General features: G+C 45.5%; 12 protein-coding genes. All 12 read left to right on the top strand.

Annotated elements, in window-relative coordinates:
* Window positions 1-8: 8 nt before the first annotated feature.
* The 12 genes from ACFFGT_RS01905 to ACFFGT_RS01850 all read left to right on the top strand — a co-directional run bounded on the left by ACFFGT_RS01905 (window position 9) and on the right by ACFFGT_RS01850 (window position 23,875).
* The gene (locus ACFFGT_RS01905) at window positions 9-1,445 is read left to right on the top strand and encodes a hypothetical protein (RefSeq protein ID WP_377020802.1); all 1,437 of its coding nucleotides are present in this window, start codon (window positions 9-11) and stop codon (window positions 1,443-1,445) included.
* Window positions 1,446-1,468: 23 nt separating this feature from the next.
* Entirely contained in the window at window positions 1,469-3,517 is a 2,049-nt protein-coding gene (locus ACFFGT_RS01900; RefSeq protein ID WP_377020801.1) for a hypothetical protein, read from the top strand.
* Window positions 3,518-4,061: 544 nt separating this feature from the next.
* A complete protein-coding gene (locus ACFFGT_RS01895; protein ID WP_377020800.1) occupies window positions 4,062-5,711 on the top strand; it encodes a glycoside hydrolase family 28 protein in 1,650 nt (549 codons plus the stop codon).
* Complete coding sequence (locus tag ACFFGT_RS01890) at window positions 5,711-6,703, top strand: pectinesterase family protein (RefSeq protein ID WP_377020799.1); 993 nt, start codon at window positions 5,711-5,713, stop codon at window positions 6,701-6,703. The genes ACFFGT_RS01895 and ACFFGT_RS01890 overlap by 1 nt, the downstream gene beginning before the upstream one ends.
* A gap of 8 nt (window positions 6,704-6,711) precedes the next feature.
* The gene (locus ACFFGT_RS01885) at window positions 6,712-8,613 is read left to right on the top strand and encodes a glycoside hydrolase family 88/105 protein (RefSeq protein ID WP_377020798.1); all 1,902 of its coding nucleotides are present in this window, start codon (window positions 6,712-6,714) and stop codon (window positions 8,611-8,613) included.
* Window positions 8,614-8,638: 25 nt separating this feature from the next.
* Window positions 8,639-10,132 (top strand): tagaturonate reductase, encoded by a 1,494-nt coding sequence (locus ACFFGT_RS01880; RefSeq protein WP_377020797.1) that lies wholly within the window; start codon window positions 8,639-8,641, stop codon window positions 10,130-10,132.
* Window positions 10,133-10,143: 11 nt separating this feature from the next.
* The gene (locus ACFFGT_RS01875) at window positions 10,144-11,796 is read left to right on the top strand and encodes a UxaA family hydrolase (RefSeq protein WP_377020796.1); all 1,653 of its coding nucleotides are present in this window, start codon (window positions 10,144-10,146) and stop codon (window positions 11,794-11,796) included.
* Window positions 11,797-11,958: 162 nt separating this feature from the next.
* Window positions 11,959-12,972 (top strand): zinc-binding alcohol dehydrogenase family protein, encoded by a 1,014-nt coding sequence (locus ACFFGT_RS01870; protein ID WP_377020795.1) that lies wholly within the window; start codon window positions 11,959-11,961, stop codon window positions 12,970-12,972.
* A 3-nt stretch (window positions 12,973-12,975) separates the two neighbouring features.
* Window positions 12,976-14,523, top strand: coding sequence for an MGH1-like glycoside hydrolase domain-containing protein (locus ACFFGT_RS01865; RefSeq protein ID WP_377020794.1), 1,548 nt, complete (start codon window positions 12,976-12,978; stop codon window positions 14,521-14,523).
* 221 nt (window positions 14,524-14,744) lie between these two features.
* Complete coding sequence (locus ACFFGT_RS01860; protein WP_377020793.1) at window positions 14,745-17,492, top strand: alpha-d-galacturonidase; 2,748 nt, start codon at window positions 14,745-14,747, stop codon at window positions 17,490-17,492.
* A 5-nt stretch (window positions 17,493-17,497) separates the two neighbouring features.
* The gene (locus ACFFGT_RS01855; RefSeq protein ID WP_377020792.1) at window positions 17,498-20,308 is read left to right on the top strand and encodes a glycoside hydrolase family 95 protein; all 2,811 of its coding nucleotides are present in this window, start codon (window positions 17,498-17,500) and stop codon (window positions 20,306-20,308) included.
* Window positions 20,309-23,875, top strand: coding sequence for a malectin domain-containing carbohydrate-binding protein (locus ACFFGT_RS01850; RefSeq protein ID WP_377020791.1), 3,567 nt, complete (start codon window positions 20,309-20,311; stop codon window positions 23,873-23,875). It abuts the gene before it with no gap.
* The last annotated feature ends 4 nt before the right edge of the window (window positions 23,876-23,879 follow it).

Here is a 23,879-nt window from a genome sequence, read left to right as displayed (position 1 = left end):
TTACGATTATGATCTTGCTTAAATATAAAGCGGTTTTGCTTTTATTGCTTTTAGCATGTTTTAATGCTGCTGCACAGCCTGCCTTTACCTCATCTGATAAAGCTGTTGAAAAAGCATTTAACTGGGCAAAGGAGCAAGCCTTGCACTATAGAGGGGCCGCAACAGATCCTGTTGGTCCCTGGTATGAGTCGGCGCTTCCGCCGCGGTCGGCATTTTGTATGAGGGACGTATCGCACCAGTGTATTGGTGCCGAAATACTGGGCTTAAGCCGTGAGAATACCAATATGTTTAACTTGTTTGCCGGTCATATCTCACAATCAAAAGATTGGTGCTCCTATTGGGAGATCAATAAATGGAACAAACCTGCTCCTGATGATTACCGGAATGATAAGGAGTTTTGGTATAACCTGCCTGCAAACTTTGATGTTTTAAATGCAAGCTGGCGGATGTACCTGTGGACAGGCAACCGTCATTACATTGATGCCCCCGCATTTGTGAATTTTCAGCAAAGAACCGTAAATGAGTATATCAGCATCTGGGTATTAGCTGCTGACTCTTTACTGAAAAGGCCTGCACATCCTAATGCACCGGTACCCTATAACGAAAGTGATTCTTTTCACCGCTGCCGGGGTTTACCTTCATATTCGGAAGGCGTTCAAAACTTAAAAACCGGTGTCGATCTGGTTGCCGCACTTTACCGGGGGATGATTACCTATTCGGAGATTCTTAACAATAAGGGAAAACATAAAGAAGCCGCCGTTTACGCTCAAAAAGCACAAAAATACCTTGCACGCCTTGAAGCCGACTGGTGGAGTGATAAAGATGATCAATACTATACCTATTACAGTAACACCGGGCAGTTTGGAAAGGATGAAGGTGAAACTTTCCTGCTGTGGTTTGATGCATTGAAAGATACTGTAAGGGCAAATAAAACACTGGATCGGGTTACGGCCGCTAAGATCAATGTCGAAAACATGTCGTACTATCCGTTCCTGTTTTACAAATTTGGCAGGTGGGACAAGGGTAGGGAGTATATGCTGTTACTTTCCGATCCATCAACCGCCCGCAGGGAATATCCTGAAGTATCCTATGGGATCATTGAAGGCGTTACACAGGGCCTGATGGGCATATCACCCGATGCCCGTACACAAACATTAATCACTATTTATAAGACGGATACAGCCGGGAACGCATCCATCAGCAATGTACCGCTTTTAAATACCAATATTAATCTGGCACATCTGAGCAGGCAACAATCAGCTATAAAAAATACCGGGGCCAAGGCCTTTAAATGGAAAGCTATGTTTTACGGCACATTTAAACATGCGGCTGTTAACGGTAAAACCATTGCGGTTAAAATAGGAAAAGACCTGCAAAACAAACCAGTATCATTTGTGGAAACCGCCGTTAACCCCGGTCAAAATGTTAACGTCAAAGTATATTAATCTGTAACTACGCTACCTACTTTATGAAGTTTCTTAAACACTGTGTCTTTTTATTTTCTATTATATTGGCTTGTTACACAGCGCAGGCACAGCAAACTGATCTATCCAAACAAAATGCAAGGTGGGCTATACAACCTGATGGCAGTATCTCATGGAAAATAGATAAAAATTTGCCGCATAGTGATCATATTGAAATGTCGGGCGAAAAGGTTTCGTTATGGGTTAAGTATGGGATAGATACCAGCGGTTTAGCCAATGTGACCCGTACGGTGGTTTTCCCTACTTTCAGGATGCTGCCCGATGATACCCGGAGCCACATTGCTTATACTTTTCATGATAATGAGTTACCGCGCATTTATATTGATAACCAACTGCTGCATATAACCGGCGAAGATGGTGCCGGTGATATGAACCTGAAGGTTAAAAGTATAAACCAGCATGGTATTATACATGTATTTGGCCAGGCAGGTAAAAAGGGGGCAATCAGTATAGACAGAAGTTTGTTTCCTTCTATAGATAAACCTTTGGCTCTTGAAAAATTTACGATCACCAATAAGGGCAGCGAACCGGTTACCGTTTCGATGGAAAAATTAAGCCGCATAGTTACAACAGATTCGGCTGCCAGCAAATCGGCCCCGCATACGGTGATTATGCAATCGGTTAATGATGGCCGGCATGTACTGCAGCCGGGCCAATCGGTAGTACTATCCATTTGTTACCTCGCTACCGATCATCCCGCGATGCTGAGCCCGGTTGACCCTTCAGCAGAAGAAAAGGCAAGGATGAACCGCGTGACTCAGATTTTAGCCCCTTTGCAATTGCAAACTCCTGATAGCATACTGAATACTGAATTTGCATTTGCCAAAATACGCGCCACGGAGAGCATTTTTAAAACAAAAGCCGGCTATATGCATGGGCCGGGCGGCTTATCCTATTATGCTGCCATCTGGGCCAATGACCAGGCAGAATATATCAGTCCTTATTTTGCGTTTTCTGGTGATAGTATAGGTGTTTTATCAGCTTTGAATTGTTACCGGTTGTTTGCGCGCTATATGAACCCGCAGTACAAGCCAATTCCCAGTTCAATAGTGGCCGAGGGCGATACCTTTTGGAATGGTGCCGGTGACCGGGGTGACCAGGCCATGATAGCTTATGGCGCATCAAGGTTTGCATTGGCTTATGGCAAAATAGACTCGGCGCGGAAACTATGGCCGCTGATAACCTGGTGCCTGGAATACAGCCGCAGGCATATCAATGAGCAGGGGGTGGTAACATCTGATGCCGATGAATTGGAAGGAAGGTTCCCGGCGGGGAAGGCCAATTTATCCACCAACAGCCTGTATTATGATGCGCTGATATCGGCAGCTTTGCTTGGCAAACAGCTACAGGTACCTGCTAAAATTACTGACCAATACAGGAAAGAAGCCGCTCAACTCAAAACAGCTATTGAAAAATACTTTGGGGCAACCATTGATGGGTATCAAACCTACCGGTATTATGAAACCAATAATACTCTGCGGGCCTGGATCTGTATGCCCCTGGCAATGGGCATTTTCGACCGGAAAGAAGGTACTATCCAGGCGCTGTTTTCCCCGCAATTATGGACTGTCGATGGCCTGGCTACCGAAGAGGGAAAAGAAACTTTCTGGGACCGTTCAACCTTGTATGCCCTACGGGGTGTGTTACAGGCCGGTGCTACGGACAAGGCTATCGATTATTTGCATTATTACTCCAACCGCAGGCTGTTAGGGGAGCATGTGCCTTACCCGGTTGAGGCCTATCCCGAAGGTAATCAACGGCATTTATCGGCCGAGAGCGGCTTGTATTGCCGGATCTTTACAGAAGGTTTGTTTGGCATGAGGCCTACGGGCTTCAATAGCTTCAATTGCACCCCAAGACTGCCCCGTAATTGGAATAACATGGCTTTGAATAAAATTCAGGCATTCGGAACAGTTTTCGACCTTAAGGTTTCGAGACTGGCAGCTGGAAAAATTGAAGTAAAAGTTATCCGGGGAGTAAAGCAACATACTTACGTTGTTAAAAATGGCAATACTGTTAAGGTGGTATTGTAGTTCATAAGCTCTTTAGCCAACTATCCGTTGGGCATATCTTTATCATGCTCAAATTCCCGTTAGATGCTACCTTACTTGAAGTAAGATAACAGGCGTTACCCTAACAAGCGTTTGGAAGATTTTTTAATTCCCTCCCCTGGGAGGGGTGCGGCTGAAATGTGTGTTGGCAGGGAGGGGTATATACGCCATTTCAAACGATTAAGCCTATCGATGAACCCCTCCCTACACCCTCCCAGGGGAGGGAATCGCATAATCCACCACTTTTTTTATTTATCCGAACACCTATGGTGCAAATATTTTTTGGATGTTATTCTACATAGGTAGCACATAACGGTGCATTTCGGCAAGATATATCCACTTGGTTTAACTCAAACCTATCCCACTTTTACCTCTCTAAAAATTTACGCAAACGTTTCTGGGAACGTTTGCGCGGTTTTAGTTGGACAAATCCTTTTTTTTATTGCCCTCAGCCTTTAATCTTGTTTAGGATTTAACAGTCCTTCACCAATTATAGGGCGATAAATAGCTGTTTTAAAATAAAAACATGTCGGTAATAAAAACAACGGTTAGGATAGCGGTTTTGCTTTTGGCAGGTTGCTTTACGTCGCAGGCACAGCAATATTCCTGGCAGCATTTGCCGCAGGTAAGCAAACCTGTGTTTAAAAAAGATACCATCAATATTTTAAAATATGGTGCCAAAGCCGATGGCCTTACATTAAATACCATCAGCATTAATAAAGCAATTGCGGCATGTAGTGCTAAAGGTGGTGGGGTAGTACTTATTCCGCCGGGTTTGTGGCTAACCGGTCCGCTGGTGATGCAAAGCAATGTAAACGTGCATGTAAGCCGTGCAGCGTTGTTGCAGTTCACTGATGATAAAAGCCAATACAAGCTTGTTGAAGGTAATTACGAAGGCCATGCCGCAGTACGTAACGAATCGCCGATATCAGGTACTAACCTTACCAATATAGCTATTACCGGCGAGGGCATTATTGATGGTCACGGCGAAGTTTGGCGGGCTATCAGCAAAGACAGGCTCACCGAAGCAGAGTGGAATAAACTCGTAGCATCAGGCGGCGTGGTAAGTGAAAACGGTAAATCATGGTACCCATCCCAAAGCTATGTCGGCGGACTAAAAACACCAGGTGCAGGTGTGATAGGCAACGGGAGAATCATAAAGGATAATGAACCTTTCAAAGACTTTTTCAGGCCCAATATGCTGGTGCTTACCAATTGTAAAAAAGTACTGCTGCAGGGCGTTACGCTGCAAAATTCGCCTGCCTGGGATATCCATACTTTATTGTGCGAAGACCTAACCGTGCAGAATGTAAAGGTTAGAAATGCCTGGAACGCCCAGAACGGTGATGGCATTGATGTGGAATCGTGCCGGAATGTTTTGATTGAAGGCAGCACATTTGATGCTGGTGATGATGGCATCTGCATTAAATCAGGTCGGGATGAAGAAGGCCGTAAACGGGGCAAACCAACTGAAAATGTTATCGTGAGGGATAATGTGGTTTACCGTGCGCATGGCGGTTTTGTGATAGGCAGCGAAATGTCGGGCGGGGCGCGCAATATCTTCGTGTCCAACTGTACTTTCATCGGTACAGATATAGGCTTGCGTTTTAAAACTACCCGGGGCAGGGGCGGTGTGGTCGAAAATATCTTCATCAAAAACATCAGCATGAAGGAGATCCTTCATGAGGCTATTCTTTTTGATATGTACTATGGCGGCAAATCTCCCGGTGAAGACGATAATGTAAATGACCAGGCTGTTGTGCCGGTAACCGAAGCTACGCCTTCATTTCGCAAATTCTATGTAAATAACGTGGTATGCAACGGTGCCGAAAAAGCCCTCATGATCAGAGGACTGCCTGAGATGGGGATTAAAGACATCCACATCGAAAACAGTACTTTCAAAACCGTTAAAGGCGCAGATGTAATAGAGGCGCAAAACATCTTCCTGAAAAATATTCACTTCGAAGGCAAAGAAACTAACCCGCTCATCAATATTCAAAACAGCAGCAGTGTTACGTTTGATCATATTACCTATGGCGATACGCAGCTGTTGTTTAAGATCAGCGGCAAAAAATCGCAGCAGATAAAATTGCTGAATACAGATGCTTCAAAGGCTAACAGCAAAGTTGAGTTTAGTTCAGGAGCAGCAGAAAGTGCATTAACCGGTTCAAAATAATGAAGACGGCCGCATTGTTGATATGGATCGTTTTTGCACCGGCATTACTGCTGGCGCAGGCGGTGATATATCCAAAGCGCTTTACCGTAGCCCAGGATGGCAGCGGCGATTTTAAAACTATTCAGCAGGCTATAAATGCCGTTCGCGACCTTTCGCAGCAAAGGGTTAGTGTTTATATAAAAGCTGGTGTGTACCCGGAAAAACTGGTGATCCCATCCTGGAAATCTAATATCGAATTGATTGGCGAAGATCAAAATACTACCATTATAACCAGCAGCGATTTCTCGGGTAAGCCAAACCCGCAGGGAAAGGACGTCTTTGGAAAAACCGAGTTTACAACCTATACTTCATACACAGTTCTGGTACAGGGGAACGATTTTATCGCAAGGAATTTAACCATAGCAAATGCTGCCGGTCCGGTAGGGCAGGCGGTGGCTTTACACGTAGAGGGAGATAGGTGTGCCGTGATCAATTGCAAGCTGCTTGGCAACCAGGATACGCTGTATGCAGGCACAGAAAACAGCCGTCAATTTTATAAGGATTGCTATCTTGAAGGTACTACCGATTTTATTTTCGGCGAAGCCACTGCCGTTTTCCAAAACTGCGTGATCAAAAGTCTCAAAAACTCTTTTATAACTGCCCCTGCTACCACGCCGAGGCAGAAATTTGGTTTTGTATTTATTGACTGTAAGCTAATAACGGCAGATACTTCCGTTAAAAAAGTTTACCTCGGCAGGCCATGGCGACCGTATGCCAAAGCAGTTTTTATCAATGCCCAAATGGGCAGTCAGATCTATGCTACAGGCTGGGATAACTGGCGGAACCCCGAAAATGAAAATACCGTCTTTTTTGCTGAATTCAAAAGTAAGGGCGTTGATATAAGTAAGCGTGCGCCTTGGTCGCACCAGCTTACTGAAGCCGAAGTGAAAAAATATACATTAAATAACATCCTTGCCGGGAATGATAGCTGGGATGTAACATTGATAAAATGAGCTGTATAATGAAGAAAATATTATTGTTATGTAATTTCCTGTTCGCTGGCTTTTGGCTCAGGGCACAAACACTGCCATGGTCACAGCGAATAGCCAATACGGCCATTCATTTATGGAAAGATTCATTACCGGGCACTAACTGGTCATACGACCAGGGGATAGTTTTGCAGGGGCTGCAAAGCGTTTGGCAACAATCGGCCAAGGGCGAATATTTTAGCTATATCCAAAAATCGATGGACAGGTATGTGGGGACAGATGGAACCATCTGTACTTATAAAGCCAATGATTATACGCTTGATAATATCCTTTCAGGCCGGAGTTTGCTATTTCTCCAACAGGTATTAGGTACCGAAAAATACTATAAAGCAGCCTATCTGCTTCGTAAGCAAATAAGTGAGCAGCCTAAAACACCAGAAGGGGGCTTCTGGCATAAAAAAAGATATCCTAACCAAATGTGGCTCGATGGCTTATACATGGCCGAGCCTTTTTATGCCGAATACGCTTCAGTTTACCACGAATACGCCGACTTTGACCAAATAGCCGACCAGTTTATTTTGATGGAAAAATATGCCCGAGATAATAAAACGGGCCTCCTGTACCATGCCTGGGATCAAAGCAAAAAGGAACGCTGGGCAAATCCGCAAACTGGCCTCTCGGCAAGTTTATGGGCACGAGCCGATGGCTGGTATGCCATGGCGCTGGTTGACGTGTTACCTTATTTTCCAGTTGATCATCCTAAACGTGTGGCACTCGTTGCCATTTTGAACCGCCTTGCTGTCGCTATACAAAGCAGTCAGGATAAAGACTCGGGCTTATGGTACCAGGTACTTGACAAGGGCAGCAAAAATGGTAATTATTTGGAAGCATCAGCATCGTGCATGTTTGTTTATACGCTGGCCAAAGGTGTAAGGGAGGGGTATCTTCCACGAAAATATTTGCCGGTAGCTCAAAAAGCCTATGATGGTATTATCAAAAACTTTATAGAAACAGATGCCGCCGGACAGGTAAACCTGAAAGGCACCGCAGGGGCAGTAGGACTCGGCGGCGAGCCATATCGCGACGGCAGCTACGAATATTATACGGGTGTTAAAACGGTAACCAACGAAACAAAAGGTGTTGGTGCTTTTATGCTGGCCAGCGTAGAAATGGAGCGCCTGATTAACCTCAATTTAGGTAAAGGCAAAACTGTCCTTTTGGACAGCTATTTCAATAACGAATATCATAAAGATATTACCGGTAAAAGTATCCCGTTCCATTACAAATGGGAGGAGCAGGATAACAATGGGTTTTCGTTTTTAGGGCAGGTATTTAACAATTATGAGCTGTACACCAAAACTTTAAATGAGGCGCCGGATGCGGAGAACCTTAAAAAAGCAGTTGCTTATATTATCGTTGATCCAGATATCCCGAAGGAAAACCCCGACGCTAAATACATTGAAGAACCGCATATCAGAGCCATTGGCAACTGGGTGAAAAATGGCGGTATACTACTTGTGTTAAACAATGATACCGGCAATGCCGAGTTTGTGCACCTGAACAAACTGATGGCGAAGTTTGGCATCAGCTTTAACCAAAACAGTGTTAATAAGGTGGTAGGGCGCAACTTTGAGCAGGGTGCTATTAATATCCAACAGGATAATGCCATCTTTAAAACGGCCCGCAAAGTTTACATCAAAGAGTTGAGTACCCTGCAGCTAAGCAATCCGGCAGTTGCGCAGTTAACCAATGGCAAGGATATTATCGCAGCTACTGCCAAATATGGTAAAGGTACTGTGTTTGCCGTTGGCGATCCCTGGTTTTATAACGAATATACAGATGGCCGGAAACTGCCTCCGGAATATGACAATTTTAAAGCAGCTAACGATTTAGTCATTTGGCTGGTAAAGCAAATCCCTCAATCAAAAAAATAGCAACCTCATTACAATCCATAAGCACATGATATTATCAAGATATAACCTGAACAAAACAACCGTATCGGCAGGGGAGCTGCCACCTGCAAACGTGTTCGATCTGCCCGAAAAGGTGCTGCAGTTCGGAACAGGTGTATTGTTACGCGGTCTGCCCGATTATTTCATCGATAAAGCTAACCGTGCCGGGATCTTCAACGGCAGGGTAGCGGTTGTTAAATCAACCGACAAAGGCTCGACGACTGATTTCGATATGCAGGATGGCTTGTATACCATTTATTCCAAAGGGATTGAAAACGGTGAAGAGGTTAATGAGCAGGTGATCTGTTCGGCAATCAGTCGCGTACTTTCTGCCTCAAGCGAGTGGGAAGAGATTTTGGAGATAGCACGGAGCAAGGATTTACAGGTAGTGATTTCCAATACAACGGAGGTAGGTATTCAACTGGTAAAGGAAGATGTGCGCAAACACCCGCCGGCATCATTTCCTGGTAAATTGCTGGCTATTTTATATGAACGTTACAGGGCTTTTAATGGACGGCCCGATACTGGTTTGGTGATCATCCCAACGGAGTTGATCATCGATAATGGCAAAAAACTGGAGTCCATTGTATTGGAACTTGCCCATCTGAATAAACTGGAACCTGCCTTTATGGACTGGCTGGAGAGCAGCAACAGCTTCTGCAATTCGCTGGTTGACAGGATTGTGCCCGGCAGACCGGATCAACAAATGAGCGATGCCATGGAAACCGAACGCGGTTATACCGATAACCTCAGCATCATGTCCGAAACTTATAGTCTCTGGGCTATCCAGGGCGATGAAAAAATAGCCGGGGTATTATCTTTTGCCCGGGCAGATAAAGGCGTGGTGATCACTCCTGATATTGAACTGTTCAGGGAGTTGAAACTGCGGTTACTCAACGGTACACATACACTGAGTTGCGCGGTGGCCTATCTTTCCGGCTTTAAAACGGTTAAGGAGGCAATGGACGATACGCATTTTACAAAGTTCATTACCCAACTGATGTTTACCGAGATCATGCCATCCATCCCTTACCAGATTGATGAAGATGTAGCCCGCGATTTTGGCGGCAAGGTGCTTGATAGGTTCCGCAACCCGAACATCAGGCACGAGTGGCTGAGCATTTCGGTACAGTATGCCACTAAAATTAAAATGCGGGTTATTCCGTTATTACTGAACTATTATAAACAAAACAATAAAGCGCCGCAATTAATGGCCCTTGGTTTTGCAGCTTTTATCCGCTTTATGCAGATCACTGAAACTGCCGATGGTAAATACACGGGAACAGCGCATTCGGATAACTACACAATAACTGACGACCAGGCGCCAAACCTGAGCAAAGCATGGAATGGTGCGGATGCTGAAACAGCAATAACGGCCATCCTCAAAAATAAAAGTCTTTGGGATGCCGATCTGACAAATTTGCCCGGCTTTACAGAGGCGGTGACAGCACAGTTCAAGCTTATTAATGAACAGGGAAAATTGGAAATAAGCGCCATTTAAATTAAACATCCATGAAACAGAATATATTAAAAGTACACCCTGCCGATAACGTACTGGTAGCGTTGACCGATTTGCAGGCTGACGAGCAGGTTACTTACCAGGATAAAACTTATACCGTAAAGGAACTGATCCCAGCTAAACATAAATTCGCTATTGTAGATATTCCCGAAGGCGGGGAGATCATTATGTACGGGGTATTGGTAGGTAAGGCCCAAAGCCCGATAGCGGTTGGCGGGTTACTTAGTACTGCCAATGTAAAACACGCGGCAAACAGCTTTTTAACAGGCCAAAGCCATACCGATTGGCACAGGCCCGATATCAGCAAATGGGAGGGTAAAACATTTAACGGTTATCACCGCGAAGATGGTAGTGTGGGTACGGCTAATTACTGGCTGGTTGTACCGATGGTGTTTTGCGAAAACCGCAATATTGAAGTATTGCAGGAAGCATTGGTAAAACCTTTGGGTTACGGCCGCAAAAAAACATATGAGATCAAAGCGCAGGAACTGATCGGTAAAATAAAGGCAGGCGCCCAGATAGATGAGGTTTTATTTACTGAAATAGGCAGCGATACCACTCAAAATGCCGGTAACAAGGTTTTTCCTAACGTTGATGGCATTAAGTTTTTAACGCATACAGGCGGCTGTGGTGGTACCCGCCAGGATTCAACCGCACTTTGCGGTTTACTGGCCGGTTATATTACCCACCCCAACGTAGCCGGGGCGACGGTACTGAGCCTGGGCTGCCAGAATGCCGAAGTGAAAACTTTGCAGGAGGAGATCAATAAACGCTCACCGGAGTTTAACAAACCTTTGTATATTTTAGATCAGCAGAAAACAGGCAAAGAGGCCGATTTGATGGAGCAGGGCATCAGGCAAACACTCGCCGGTTTAATGCAGGCCAATCAATATACCCGTCAACCCGCCCCTTTAAGTAAGCTGACCATTGGTTTAGAATGCGGCGGCTCTGACGGCTTCTCGGGTATCTCTGCAAATCCGGCTATCGGGTACACTTCCGATCTGCTGGTGGCTATGGGCGGTTCCGTTATTTTGGCCGAGTTTCCGGAGCTTTGTGGTGTGGAGCAAAACCTGATTGATCGTTGCCTGGACAAAAACAAGGCCGAGCGTTTTGCTGACCTGGTACGCACCTACAGCCAGCGGGCAGAAGAAGCCGGTTCAGGCTTTTACATGAACCCATCGCCGGGCAATATTAAAGATGGTTTGATCACCGATGCGATCAAATCTGCCGGGGCAGCAAAAAAAGGCGGCACATCGCCGGTGGCCGATGTGTTGGATTATCCCGAAAAAGTAACACAGCCGGGCCTTAACCTGCTGTGCACCCCGGGCAACGATGTGGAATCGACCACGGCCGAAGTTGGTTCGGGGGCGAATATCGTTTTATTTACAACCGGGCTGGGAACGCCTACAGGTAACCCTATAGCCCCGGTTGTAAAAATTGCCACCAATACCGCGTTATTTAACCGCATGAGCGATATTATCGACATCAATACCGGTACCATTGTGGAGGGTGATGAAACCATTGAACAGGCCGGCGAACGCATCCTGGATTATGTTGTAAAAGTAGCAAGCGGAGAGATTGAAGTCCACGCGGTTCGCCACGGGCAGGATGATTTTATTCCGTGGAAAAGAGGGGTTTCGCTTTAATTGCACATTTACTTTCTCCACCCCCGTGTTCGTGTCCCCACGAACACCCGTAGACAGGTATCGTAGATAGGGAATGAAAAGAGATATTAGTAAAAACAGCCACAGTAAAAAGCACAGGTTTCCGTGAGGACACGGAAACGGGGAAAATATGACGAGATACTAATGAAAATACTAACTTGTACCACACCCGGTAAACTGGAATACGGCACTGCCGATATGCCGCAATTAAAGCCGGGTTATTCGCTGCTTAAAATAAAACGCATAGGCATTTGCGGCACCGATCTGCATGCCTTTGAAGGTACGCAGCCCTTTTTTAGCTATCCTCGAATTTTAGGCCATGAGCTTGCAGCCGAACTGATTGAAGTCGGTGATGCCAAAGGTTTTGAAAAAGGTGAGGCTGTAACTTTTATCCCGTATTTCAATTGCGGGCATTGTATTGCCTGTCGCTCCGGCAAACCAAATTGTTGTGTAAATATCCAGGTTTGCGGTGTGCATACCGATGGCGGCATGGCCGAATATCTGCAGGTACCATCGCATTTACTGGTTCATGGCGAAGGTTTAAGTTTTGATGAGCTGGCATTGGTTGAACCATTGGCTATCGGTGCCCATGGTGTGCGGCGAGCCGACGTAAAGCCGGACGAATTTGTACTGGTGATAGGCGCAGGCCCAATCGGCTTAGGCATTCTGGAATTTGTCCGCATTGCCGGTGCAAAGGTCATAGCTGCCGACGTAAATGAGCAGCGCCTAAACTTTTGCCGGGAAAACCTGAAGGTTGACTATACCATCAACGTGAAAAATGAAGACGTAACCGAACGCTTGAAAGAGATCACCAATAGCGACATGCCAACGGTGATTATCGATGCTACCGGCAATCAAAGAGCGATAAACGGGGCGTTCCTGTATTTGGCGCATGGCGGCAGGTATGTGCTGGTTGGTTTGCAGCGGGATGAGATTATTGTAAGTCACCCCGAATTTCATAAGCGCGAATCTACCTTAATGAGCAGTCGCAATGCAACCCGCGAGGATTTTGAGCATGTGATCCGCTCCATGAAAAGCGGATTGGTGAATCCGCAAACCTATATTACGCACCGGGTACAATTTGATGAAGTAAAAGATCAGTTTGAAAGCTGGCTGAACCCGGCCAACGGTGTTATCAAAGCAATTGTGGAGGTATAAGAGATGACGAAAAGGGCATTTTTGATCGGCTTGTTTTTTTGTATGGTAGGCAATGCTTTCGCACAGCAAAAGCATGTATTGGGTTTTGAAAAGCTGAAAACTTATGTGGATGGCTTTAATAAAACTGATACCGAAACGGTTAAAAATTATATCACTAACGATCATGCCTACGACTGGCTTGCCAAAAATGTGCCCTTGTTTGATTGCCCCGATTCGGCCATTCAAAAGATTTATTATTACCGCTGGTGGACGTTTAGGAAACATTTGAAACAAACGCCCGATGGCTTCATTTTTACCGAATTTATAACCCCGGTTAGTTTCACCGGTGTTTATAACAGCTCAAGCAGTGCCCTCGGACACCAGGTTTATGAGGGGCGCTGGCTGCACGATTTGCAATACATCAACCAGTATATCAATTTTTGGCTGTATGTTGATCCTAAACAGAAGAAGCCGCACCTGCATGCTTTCAGCAGTTGGATAGATGACGCTGTGTATAATTATTATCTCGTAAACCTCGACAAAAAGTTTGTCGAACAGGCTTTGCCCTCGCTTAATGCCGATTACCACGTGTGGGAAACTGAAAAACAGCTGCCTTCCAAGCTATTTTGGCAGTTTGACGTGCGTGATGCTATGGAGGAAAGTATCAGCGGAGGACGCAAGGTCAAAAACATCAGGCCTACTATCAACAGCTATATGTATGGCAATGCGGTGGCTTTATCAAAAATGGCAGCCTTAACCGGTAATGATTCGCTGAAAACAAAGTATACACAGAAAGCCATCGATCTTAAAAAACTGGTGCAGGACAGTCTTTGGAACGATAGCGCCTCCTTTTTTGAAGTACGTAAACCCGATGGGCATTTTGCCGATGCCCGCGAAGAACTTGGTTTTATCCCCTGGTATTTTAACCTGCCCGATGATAAACCTGCTTATTCCAAACAATGGGATCAGTTAACGGATGCTAAAGGTTTCAACGCGCCATGGGGCATTACCACTGCCGAACGCAGGCACCCCTTGTTCCGCACCCATGGAACCGGGCATGGTTGCGAGTGGGACGGAGCAGTATGGCCTTTTGCCACCACGCAAACCTTGAAAGGACTGGCCAATTTGCTTACCACGTATCAAAATAAAGGAACAATGACGCCCGGCATTTTTTATGATGAGCTGCATAAATACGCGCTTTCACATATTAAACGCGGGCAGCCTTATTTAGGCGAATACCAGGATGAAAAAACAGGTTACTGGCTTAAAGGTGATAACCCAAGGAGCAGCTACTATAACCACTCCGGATTTTGTGATCTGGTCATCAGCGACCTTGTGGGCTTAAAACCGCATGAGGATAATATACTGGAGATTTTCCCGCTGATCCCTCAAAACCAATGGAAATGGTTTGCGCTGGATAATGTACTTTATCACGGGCACACTATCAGCGTGGTTTGGGATAAAACCGGTACAAAATACCACAAAGGTAAAGGGTTCATTATTTATGCTGATGGTAAGGTGATCTCCCGGAGCACTCAGCTAAAACATGTACTGGTAAAACTCCCGGCTTAATCCTGACTCATTTTCTCTCTTTTATTGGCTTGGTGGCTTTAATGATGATAATATCGTATAGTAGATAGAGAAAATATCAGATGAAATTGCAACAGCGTACTGATATTTTTGAATATTATACAACCAATTAAGTTCACAACCAAAGGTATCGTTTGAGATACTGGAGCCTTCGTTCAAATCAAAGAAACGGGCTTTGGTAAGCCTGTTTAATACGAATGAAAATGAAGATGTCCAATCGTTATCTCCTGCTGTTATTCGCGCTGATCTTTTCTTTTCATTCAAGCTTATACGCGCAAAAACCTTCAAAAAAAATCACCATTATTACCCTGCCTAAACATCATGCAAGGATAAGTTATGGTGTGCAAAAGCTGTCTCAGGCTTTGCAACATGCAGGATATTCCGTTACAGAACAATCTTATAAAGAAGCACTTCCTTCAGGCAATGCCATAATTATCGGTCTGCTTACTGATGCTCCGGTTAAGAAATTACTCGATTCTTCAACTAATCATCCCGGAAAAGAGGGTTTTATCATCAGCGATCAGGGCCTTAAAAATAAGCTGCTGATAGGTGGTGCTGATAATTCAGGTGCGCTTTACGGCTGTCTTGAACTGGCCGACAGGATCAGCCTGAACAAAAAACTGCCTGTAAAGATTAATATGCGCGATCAGCCCGAAATGGTTTTGCGGGGCACCTGTATCGGAGTGCAAAAGCCTGCCTTACTACCTGGCCGCGGTACCTATGAATATCCTTATACGCCGCAAAATTTCCCATGGTTTTATGATAAGGCTTTATGGATCCGTTACCTGGATTCGCTGGCGCATAACCGCATGAACTCGCTGTATTTGTGGAATGGGCACCCTTTTGCTTCATTGGTGAGGGTTAAAGAATATCCTTATGCTGTTGAGGTTGATGATGCCACGTTTAAGAAAAATGAAGAGATCTACAGCTTTTTGGCCGATGAAGCCGATAAGCGTGGCATCTGGCTTATCCAGGGATTTTATAATATCATCGTATCCAAACCCTTCGCCGAAAAAAATAACCTGAAAACGCAGGACAGGAACCGGCACATCGTACCCATCATTGCCGATTATACCCGTAAATCTATCGCGGCCTTTGTGCAAAAATACCCTAATGTAGGTTTGCTGGTTACCCTTGGCGAGGCTATGGAAGGCGTTGGGCAGGATGATGTGGACTGGTTTACTCAAACTATTATTCCGGGGGTAAAGGACGGTTTGAAAGCTTTAGGGCGTACCGATGAACCACCGATCGTGCTTCGCGCACATGATACCGACGCGCCCAATGTGATGAAATACGCGAAACCGCTTTATTCAAATTTATATACCGAAGCAAAATACAACGGCGAGGCGCTTACCACCTATGAGCCGCATGGCCCCTGGGCCGATCTGCACCGTACGCTGAGCAGCATTGGCACCGTGCAGATAGAGAACGTGCATATCATGGCCAACCTGGAGCCTTTCCGTTATGGCTCGGCTGATTTCATTCAAAAATGTGTGCAGGCCATGCATTCTATTTATGGGGCAAACGCCCTGCACCTGTATCCGCAGGCATCATATTGGGATTGGCCTTACACTGCTGATAACACGGGCGGAAAACGTTTGTTGCAGTTGGACAGGGACTGGATCTGGTACAAAGCCTGGTCGCGCTATGCCTGGGATAGTAAGCGGGACAGAGCCGGCGAGATCCGTTACTGGGCAAAACAACTGGCTGATAAATATGGATGTGATCAGGCTAACGGTGAGGCAATTTTAAAAGCTTACGAAGAGTCGGGCAATATCTCGCCCGAGCTGTTACGCCGCTTCGGCATCACCGATGGCAACCGCCAAACCATGACTTTAGGAATGCTGATGAGCCAGCTGGTTAATCCCGAAAAGTACGGGCTGTTTTCCCTGTTGTACAATTCGGAAGGCCCGGTTGGAGAAATGATGAGCGAGTATGCCGAAAAGGAGTGGAAGCATCAACCGCATACCGGCGAAACACCGGTTAAGGTTATTGACAGTGTGATACTTCAAGGCAAAAGAGCCGTTGAAGCTATCGACAAAGCCTCTCCACAGGTAAGTAAAGAAAAAGCAGAGTTTGCCCGTTTAAAAAATGATATGTATTGCTATAACGCTATGGCCAATAGCTATGCCTATAAGGCCATAGCGGCGTTATGGGTATTACGCTATAAATATTCGGATAATGTTGCCGATTTGGAAAAGGCACTGCCCGAGTTGGAAACCAGTCTGGATTATTATAAACAACTGGTGAAGCTAACTGAAAATACTTACCTGTATGCCAACAGCATGCAAACCAAACAGCGCAAAATTCCGGTTGGAGGCAACGATGCAAAAATGAAAACCTGGGTCGAACTTTTACCTGTTTATCAAAAGGAACTGGACAATTTTAAACGGAATATCGATTCGTTAAAATCGCCGCAAACGCAGCAAAAGCAAAAGGAGGTTATCGTTTTGAAGGATGAGCCAGTAAGTCTCAATGCAGGTAATTATCAATTATATACCGGAGAGCAGGTGTACACGGATACCGCTACCGTTATCAAAAACATGGCAAAAGAATTAGCAGGTTTAAAAGGGATCAAGCTATCCAAGGCGGATCAGCAGAAGAATGGTATAGCCATCAGCTTCAAAAGCGATAAGCCGGTAAAATTATTGGTTGGTTTTTTTAACAGCAAATTACCTCAGTACCTGCCCGAGCCGCAACTGGAAACAGATGCCAGTGCCAATGATTACGGCCAGGCCGATATCAAGATTGCCAATGCTATTCAAATTGATGGCCTGCCGCCTGTAAATATCCATACATACACGTTTAAAGCCGGGTCAAATACCCTTACCTTAGGTAAAGGCGCAGCACTGGTTTTGGGTATTGTTGATGCAGATGCCAATGTACCGGTTTATGATGCCGGCTTGAGCAATGAAGGTAATATCAAGGATTTACGCTGGCTTTTTAACTGAGATTTATGAAAAGCAGGAAGAGTTTATTTATTGTGATATTCATGTTTGGGGTTGTACAGGCTTTTGCCCAGTCGCAGTCCATGAAGCTTTGGTATAAACAGCCCGCCCAAAAGTGGACAGATGCCTTACCCATTGGCAATGGACGGATAGGAGGCATGATCTACGGCGGCGTTACCGAAGATCATATCCAATATAACGAACAAACTTTGTGGACTGGCGGCCCCCGCGATTACACCCGCAAAGGTGCCGTGAAATATTTGGAACCTATCCGCAAGCTGCTTTCCGAAAGTAAACAAGCCGAAGCGGAGGCTTTAGCCCAGCAGCATTTTATGGGGATGAAAAGCAATGAGTTGAGCTATGCTGCTGATTCTGTAAAATGGGTTAGTATGATGCTTTCTATGTATGGTCCGCAGGACGAGATGATGCGAGATGATAGCTGGAAAACCATCACACTACCTACAGAACAAGGTTGGGAAGCTCAACCCGGATTTGAGGGTGTGGATGGTGCAGTTTGGTTCATTAAGCATTTTAATATTCCTGCTGGTTGGAAGGGGAAAACCTTAGTAATTAGCTTAGGCAGAATACGTGACATAGACCGAACCTGGCTTAACGGAGATTACATTGGCACTACTTCGGGTAATGGTTATAGAAAATACATCATCCCTGCTGATAAACTGTTTGTTGGCGATAATAAACTTGCTGTACAGGTAATTAACTTTTACGATAAAGGTGGATTTACAAGCAACACTAAAACTTTATCAGTTTATCCCGAAGGAGATGAAACCGATGCGATCAGCCTTGCCGGTCAATGGAAATATTTTATACAGGATGATAACCCACCTGCATATCCTCGCTACAATGCCGATTACCAACCCTTTGCCGATCTGTACCTGAAATTTCCAAAACAAGAGATAACTGGATACAAACGCGATCTCGATCTTACCAATGCCACCGCCCATGTGAGCTACAAAGCGGATGGCGTCACCTATGCGCGCGAATATTTCAGCAGCGCGCCCGACCAGGTAATGGCCGTACATCTTACCGCTGATAAGCCCGGTAAAATTACGTTGAAAGCCTTGCTTAATAGTCTGCATAAAAACTATGTCACCCGTAAAGTTGATGATCATACCCTGGCGCTGTCATTAAAAGTAAAAGACGGTGTTTTGCGTGGTGTAAGTTATCTGCACGTACAGTCCATAGGGGGTAAGGTTGCAGTAAGTCCGAAAAATATTTCGGTTAAGGGAGCTAATGAAGCGACGTTTTACCTTACAGCCGCTACCAATTTTAAAAACTATCATGATGTATCGGGGAATCCGGAAGCTATCTGTAAAAAACAGATCGCTGCTATAGTGCATCAAAGTTACGCGGGTATCAAAGCTGCTCATATCTCAGATTATAAAAAGTATTTCGATACGTTTTCAGTTGATCTGGGTAAAGGCGAAAATGCTGATCTACCAACGGATGAGCGGATCCTGAAGTTTGTACAGTCGCCTGATCCTTCGTTTATCAGCTTGTACATGCAATATGGTCGGTATTTGCTGATCTCGTCTTCAAGGCCGGGTAGTGGTCCGGCAAATTTGCAGGGTTTGTGGAATAACCTGCTTACACCGCCATGGGGCAGCAAGTTCACTACCAATATCAACCTCGAAATGAATTACTGGCCTGCCGAGGTACTTAATTTATCGGCCTGCAGTCAGCCATTTTTTAGCATAGTTGATGATCTCGCTAAAACCGGGCATGAAACCGCTCTTGAGAATTACGGTGCACCGGGTTGGGTGCTGCATCATAACACCGATCTGTGGCGTGGCACTGCACCCGTCAACGCTTCCAATCATGGGATCTGGGTGAGCGGGGCAGCCTGGCTTTGCCACCAATTATGGGAGCATTATTTGTATACCGGCGACAAGGATTTTCTGCAAAAGCGGGCATATCCTGAAATGAAAGGTGCAGCCGAGTTCTTTGTACACTTTTTAGTAAAAGATCCTAAAACAGGCTACCTCATTAGTACACCATCTAATTCGCCCGAGCATGGTGGTTTGGTTGCCGGGCCAACAATGGATCACCAGATCATCCGCGACCTGTTTAAAAACTGCATAGAAGCGGCCAAAACATTAAATATCGATAAGGCTTTTGCCGATGCGCTTAAACTCAAGTACAGCCAGATAGCACCCAATAAAATAGGTAAACACGGCCAGTTGCAGGAGTGGTTGGACGATAAGGACGATACTACCGATACCCACCGTCATGTTTCGCATATGTGGGGCGTTTATCCCGGAACAGATATCACCGTTAAAACGCCGGAGCTGATGAAGGCTGCTGAACAATCCATGAAATACCGGGGTGACGAAGGCACAGGCTGGAGCATCGCCTGGAAGGTAAATATCTGGGCGCGCATGCACCAGGGCGATCATGCCTACCTCATGTTAACCAAATTGCTCTCGCCTGCCGATGTAAGCTCGGGCAAAGAAAAGGGCGGCGTTTACCACAACCTGTTCGATGCGCACCCGCCCTTCCAGATCGACGGGAATTTTGGCGGCGCTGCCGGTTTAGCCGAAATGCTGCTCCAAAGTCAGGGCGATGCCATTGAGCTGCTGCCTGCTTTGCCAAGGGCTTTGCCGCAGGGAAATATCAAAGGTATTTGTGCAAGAGGCGGTTTTGTATTGGATTTTGAATGGCAAAATGGCCGGTTGAAAAATCTGCAGGTGTACTCAAAATTGGGCAAAATATGCCGCTTAAATTACGCCGGAAGGACAGTAGATATCGAGACTCAAAAAGGTAAAAGCTATCGCTTTGATGCTGATCTGAAACAATTGTAAATGAGGGCAACAGAAACTTATAATAAGCAAAAGAGGAGGCTGATTTATCGGCCGGTGATTTTGCTTTTTATCGCCCTGTTAGATTTTAACTTACCTACTGCTCATGCTCAGCAAAATATCCGCAGGGAGATTTCATTAAACACCAATTGGAAAAGCATTGCTGATGATAACAAGCCTAAAGCCTACGCCGGTTTTGAACAAGCCGGTTTTAACGATGCTAAATGGCAAACCGTAAATGTTCCTCACAATTGGGATACCTACGAAGGCTATCGCCGCCTCAAACACGGCAACCAGCACGGAACCGCATGGTACCGGAGGGTTTTCGCGCTTGAAAAAAAGCAAAACGATAAACGCTATTTTCTGTGGTTTGAAGGCGTTGGCTCTTATGCTACGGTTTGGCTTAACGGCAAGCAGGTAGGCTATCATGCCGGCGGGCGCACTTCATTTACTATTGATGTAACGGATGCTATCAAAACAGGCAAGCAAAACCTGCTGTGTGTTAAGGCCGATCATCCCTCTTTTATCAAAGACCTGCCCTGGGTTTGCGGTGGCTGCTCTGATGATCCCGGTTTTTCGGAAGGCTCGCAGCCTATGGGGATTTTTCGGCCGGTACACCTTGTCGTTACAAATAATATCCGTGTTGAACCTTTTGGGGTACACATCTGGAATGATACCACTATTCGCGAAAAATCAGCCACACTTAATCTCGAAACGGAAGTTAAAAACTACGGTGGCAAAGCGTCTCATATTATCATCATAAACAGTTTCATTGATGTCGGTGGCAGAACCCTCGCCCAGACAAAAACAAATAAAACACTAAGCGCAGGGGAAACTAACATAATAAGTCATCAATTTACCGGTGTCAAAAATGTGCACTTATGGTCGTTAAAAAAGCCTTATTTGTATAATGTAGTGACTGAGATTTGGGGCGATGGAAAACTGATCGACAAAACGCAAACGCCCTATGGTATCCGGTGGATCAGCTGGCCCATTGGTCGTAACAATGATGACAATCGTTTTTATCTTAATGGCAAACCTGTTTTTATCAATGGCATTGCCGAGTATGAACACCTGATGGGTAAAAGCCAGGCTTTCAGCAGCGAGGAAATCAAAGCCCGGGTAATGCAGGTAAAAGCTGCCGGTTTTAACGCTTTCAGGGATGCACACCAGCCGCATAATCTCGCCTATCAGCAGTATTGGGATAAGTTGGGTATTTTATGGTGGCCGCAATATTCGGCTCATATCTGGTTTGATTCGCCGGCGTTCAGGGCTAATTACAAGGCTTTACTGGTTGATTGGATAAAGGAGCGGCGTAACAGTCCCTCGGTTATATTATGGGGATTACAGAACGAAAGCAAACTGCCTGCCGATTTTGCCCGTGAATGCAGTGAGATCATCCGCAAGCTTGATCCCACCGCTTCATCGCAACGCAAAATAACAACCTGCAATGGGGGAGAAGGTACCGACTGGGATGTGCCTCAAAACTGGACAGGTACTTATGGTGGTAACCCGCTTACTTATGGTGATGACCTGAAAAAACAGATCCTGGTAGGTGAATACGGTGCCTGGCGAAGCCTCGGCTTACATACCGAAGGCCCTTTTAATGCAAACGGCCCCTTGAGTGAAGACCGCATGACCCAGCTTATGGAAACCAAAGTCCGCCTGGGCGAATCGGTGAAAGACCAGGTTGCCGGGCATTTTCAATGGCTGCTCTATTCGCACGAAAACCCCGGCCGTACGCAGGGAGGCGAAGGGCAAAGAGAACTTGACAGGGTAGGGCCGGTTAACTATAAAGGATTGTTTACCCCCTGGGGACAACCTACCGACGCTTTTTACATGTACCGGGCAAATTATGCACCCAGGGATAAGGAGCCGATGGTATACATTGTATCGCACACATGGCCAAACCGCTGGGTAACTCCGGGTAAAAAGGATAGTATTATTGTTTATTCTAATTGTGATGAGGTTGAGCTTTTTAATGATATCAACCATGCATCTTTAGGTAAAAGAAAGCGAAATGGTATTGGTGCTCATTTTCAATGGGATGGCGCGGATATAAAATACAATGTGTTATATGCAGTGGGATATGTAAACGGTAAACAGGTAACGCATGATGAGATCATGCTGAATCATTTGCCCATAGCACCTCATTTACCAAAGGACAATCCCGCAATCCTAAAACCGGAAGCAGGTTACAACTACTTGTACAGGCTCAACTGTGGCGGCCCTGATTATACCGACAGCTACGGAAACAAATGGAAAGCCGACAGGCATCAGGATAATAAACAACAACCCGGTTCCACATCATGGACGGATGATTATCCCGGTATGCCAAGATTCTTCGCCAGCCAGCAACGTACTTTTGACAGGATTGGCGAAACGGCTGATGGAGAACTCTTCCAAACATTCAGGTATGGCTTAGATAAATTAAAATTCAATTTCCCGGTACCCGATGGGGATTACCGCATTGAATTATATTTTACCGAACCATGGTACGGTACCGGCGGCGGGATGGATTGTTCAGGCTGGCGTTTATTTGATGTAGCCGTGAATGATAAGATCATGATCCATGATCTCGATATCTGGAAAGAAACAAGGTATGCAAAGGCGCTTAAAAAAACCATTACCGCACATGTTACCGGCGGAATGCTCAGCATATCCTTCCCAAATGCCGCTGCCGGCGAAGCTATCATATCTGCCATAGCTATCAGTACTTTGAATAAGCAGGCAAAGCCACAACAGGCAGGCGACGGAATCATTAAACAGTTGCAGGGCAATAATAAATGGACAGTAAAAAACTGGGTAGATATCGGCCAAAAACAGTACAGCGATGCCTGGATAACCTTCAGTGATCTGCCGCCAATATTTTATGGAGCTGATTGGATCAGCACTTTCAATTCGGCCCCGGCTCAAACAGGCTCGTTCACTTTAAATGCCGATGCCGACGTTTATGTTGTTATGGATGCACAGGCTGAACAACGACCAGCATGGATAGCCGATTATGAAAATACTGGTTTATTTGTTAAAACCGACGCAGATGGTGGCCATCAACTACCCGTTTACAGGAAGCGTTTTAAAATGAATGATGTAGTCAATTTAGGCGAAAACAAAGGTAAGTTCATGTACACCATAATTGTTCTACCTGTTACCTCGCTCGAACCGGCAACCGATCTTCGCAAAACCATCAGTTATAAAGCCGAAACTGCCGAACTAAAAGGAAACGGAGTAATGCGCGATACCCTTAACGGGAAAAAAGTAATTAAATTTAACAGCGAGGTGGGTGGCAGTGCGGTATTTGCGATAACGCCGGGTGTTGCCGATCTGTATGCCTTGCGAATAAAATATTATAACCAAAGCAATGAAACTTTTACAGCAAAAATGCAGCTGCTGGCTGCCGATGGCACAGTGATGAAATCGGAAGAGCTAAGTTTTAAACCTGTTGCCAAAAATAAATCGGGTACGGTTGCAAGCAATACGGGCACAAGCATCAATGCGGGTAATTATAAACTGGTAATCACGGGTATAAAAGCCGATGGTTTGGCCATTTCGGGGATAGAAATGCAATAAAATA

This window comes from Mucilaginibacter angelicae, from assembly GCF_042434235.1.
Lineage (GTDB): Bacteria > Bacteroidota > Bacteroidia > Sphingobacteriales > Sphingobacteriaceae > Mucilaginibacter > Mucilaginibacter angelicae.
This window is presented reverse-complemented; position numbering and strand designations above follow the sequence as displayed.

Excerpts from the sequence above, each read along its gene's own strand:
- ACFFGT_RS01890 (WP_377020799.1), top strand. The coding sequence starts at position 5,711 with ATGAAGACGGCCGCATTGTTGATATGGATCGTTTTTGCACCGGCATTA.
- ACFFGT_RS01850 (WP_377020791.1), top strand. The coding sequence starts at position 20,309 with ATGAGGGCAACAGAAACTTATAATAAGCAAAAGAGGAGGCTGATTTAT.
- ACFFGT_RS01905 (WP_377020802.1), top strand. The coding sequence starts at position 9 with ATGATCTTGCTTAAATATAAAGCGGTTTTGCTTTTATTGCTTTTAGCA.
- ACFFGT_RS01900 (WP_377020801.1), top strand. The coding sequence starts at position 1,469 with ATGAAGTTTCTTAAACACTGTGTCTTTTTATTTTCTATTATATTGGCT.
- ACFFGT_RS01860 (WP_377020793.1), top strand. The coding sequence starts at position 14,745 with ATGAAGATGTCCAATCGTTATCTCCTGCTGTTATTCGCGCTGATCTTT.
- ACFFGT_RS01885 (WP_377020798.1), top strand. The coding sequence starts at position 6,712 with ATGAAGAAAATATTATTGTTATGTAATTTCCTGTTCGCTGGCTTTTGG.
- ACFFGT_RS01895 (WP_377020800.1), top strand. The coding sequence starts at position 4,062 with ATGTCGGTAATAAAAACAACGGTTAGGATAGCGGTTTTGCTTTTGGCA.
- ACFFGT_RS01875 (WP_377020796.1), top strand. The coding sequence starts at position 10,144 with ATGAAACAGAATATATTAAAAGTACACCCTGCCGATAACGTACTGGTA.
- ACFFGT_RS01870 (WP_377020795.1), top strand. The coding sequence starts at position 11,959 with ATGAAAATACTAACTTGTACCACACCCGGTAAACTGGAATACGGCACT.
- ACFFGT_RS01855 (WP_377020792.1), top strand. The coding sequence starts at position 17,498 with ATGAAAAGCAGGAAGAGTTTATTTATTGTGATATTCATGTTTGGGGTT.
- ACFFGT_RS01865 (WP_377020794.1), top strand. The coding sequence starts at position 12,976 with ATGACGAAAAGGGCATTTTTGATCGGCTTGTTTTTTTGTATGGTAGGC.
- ACFFGT_RS01880 (WP_377020797.1), top strand. The coding sequence starts at position 8,639 with ATGATATTATCAAGATATAACCTGAACAAAACAACCGTATCGGCAGGG.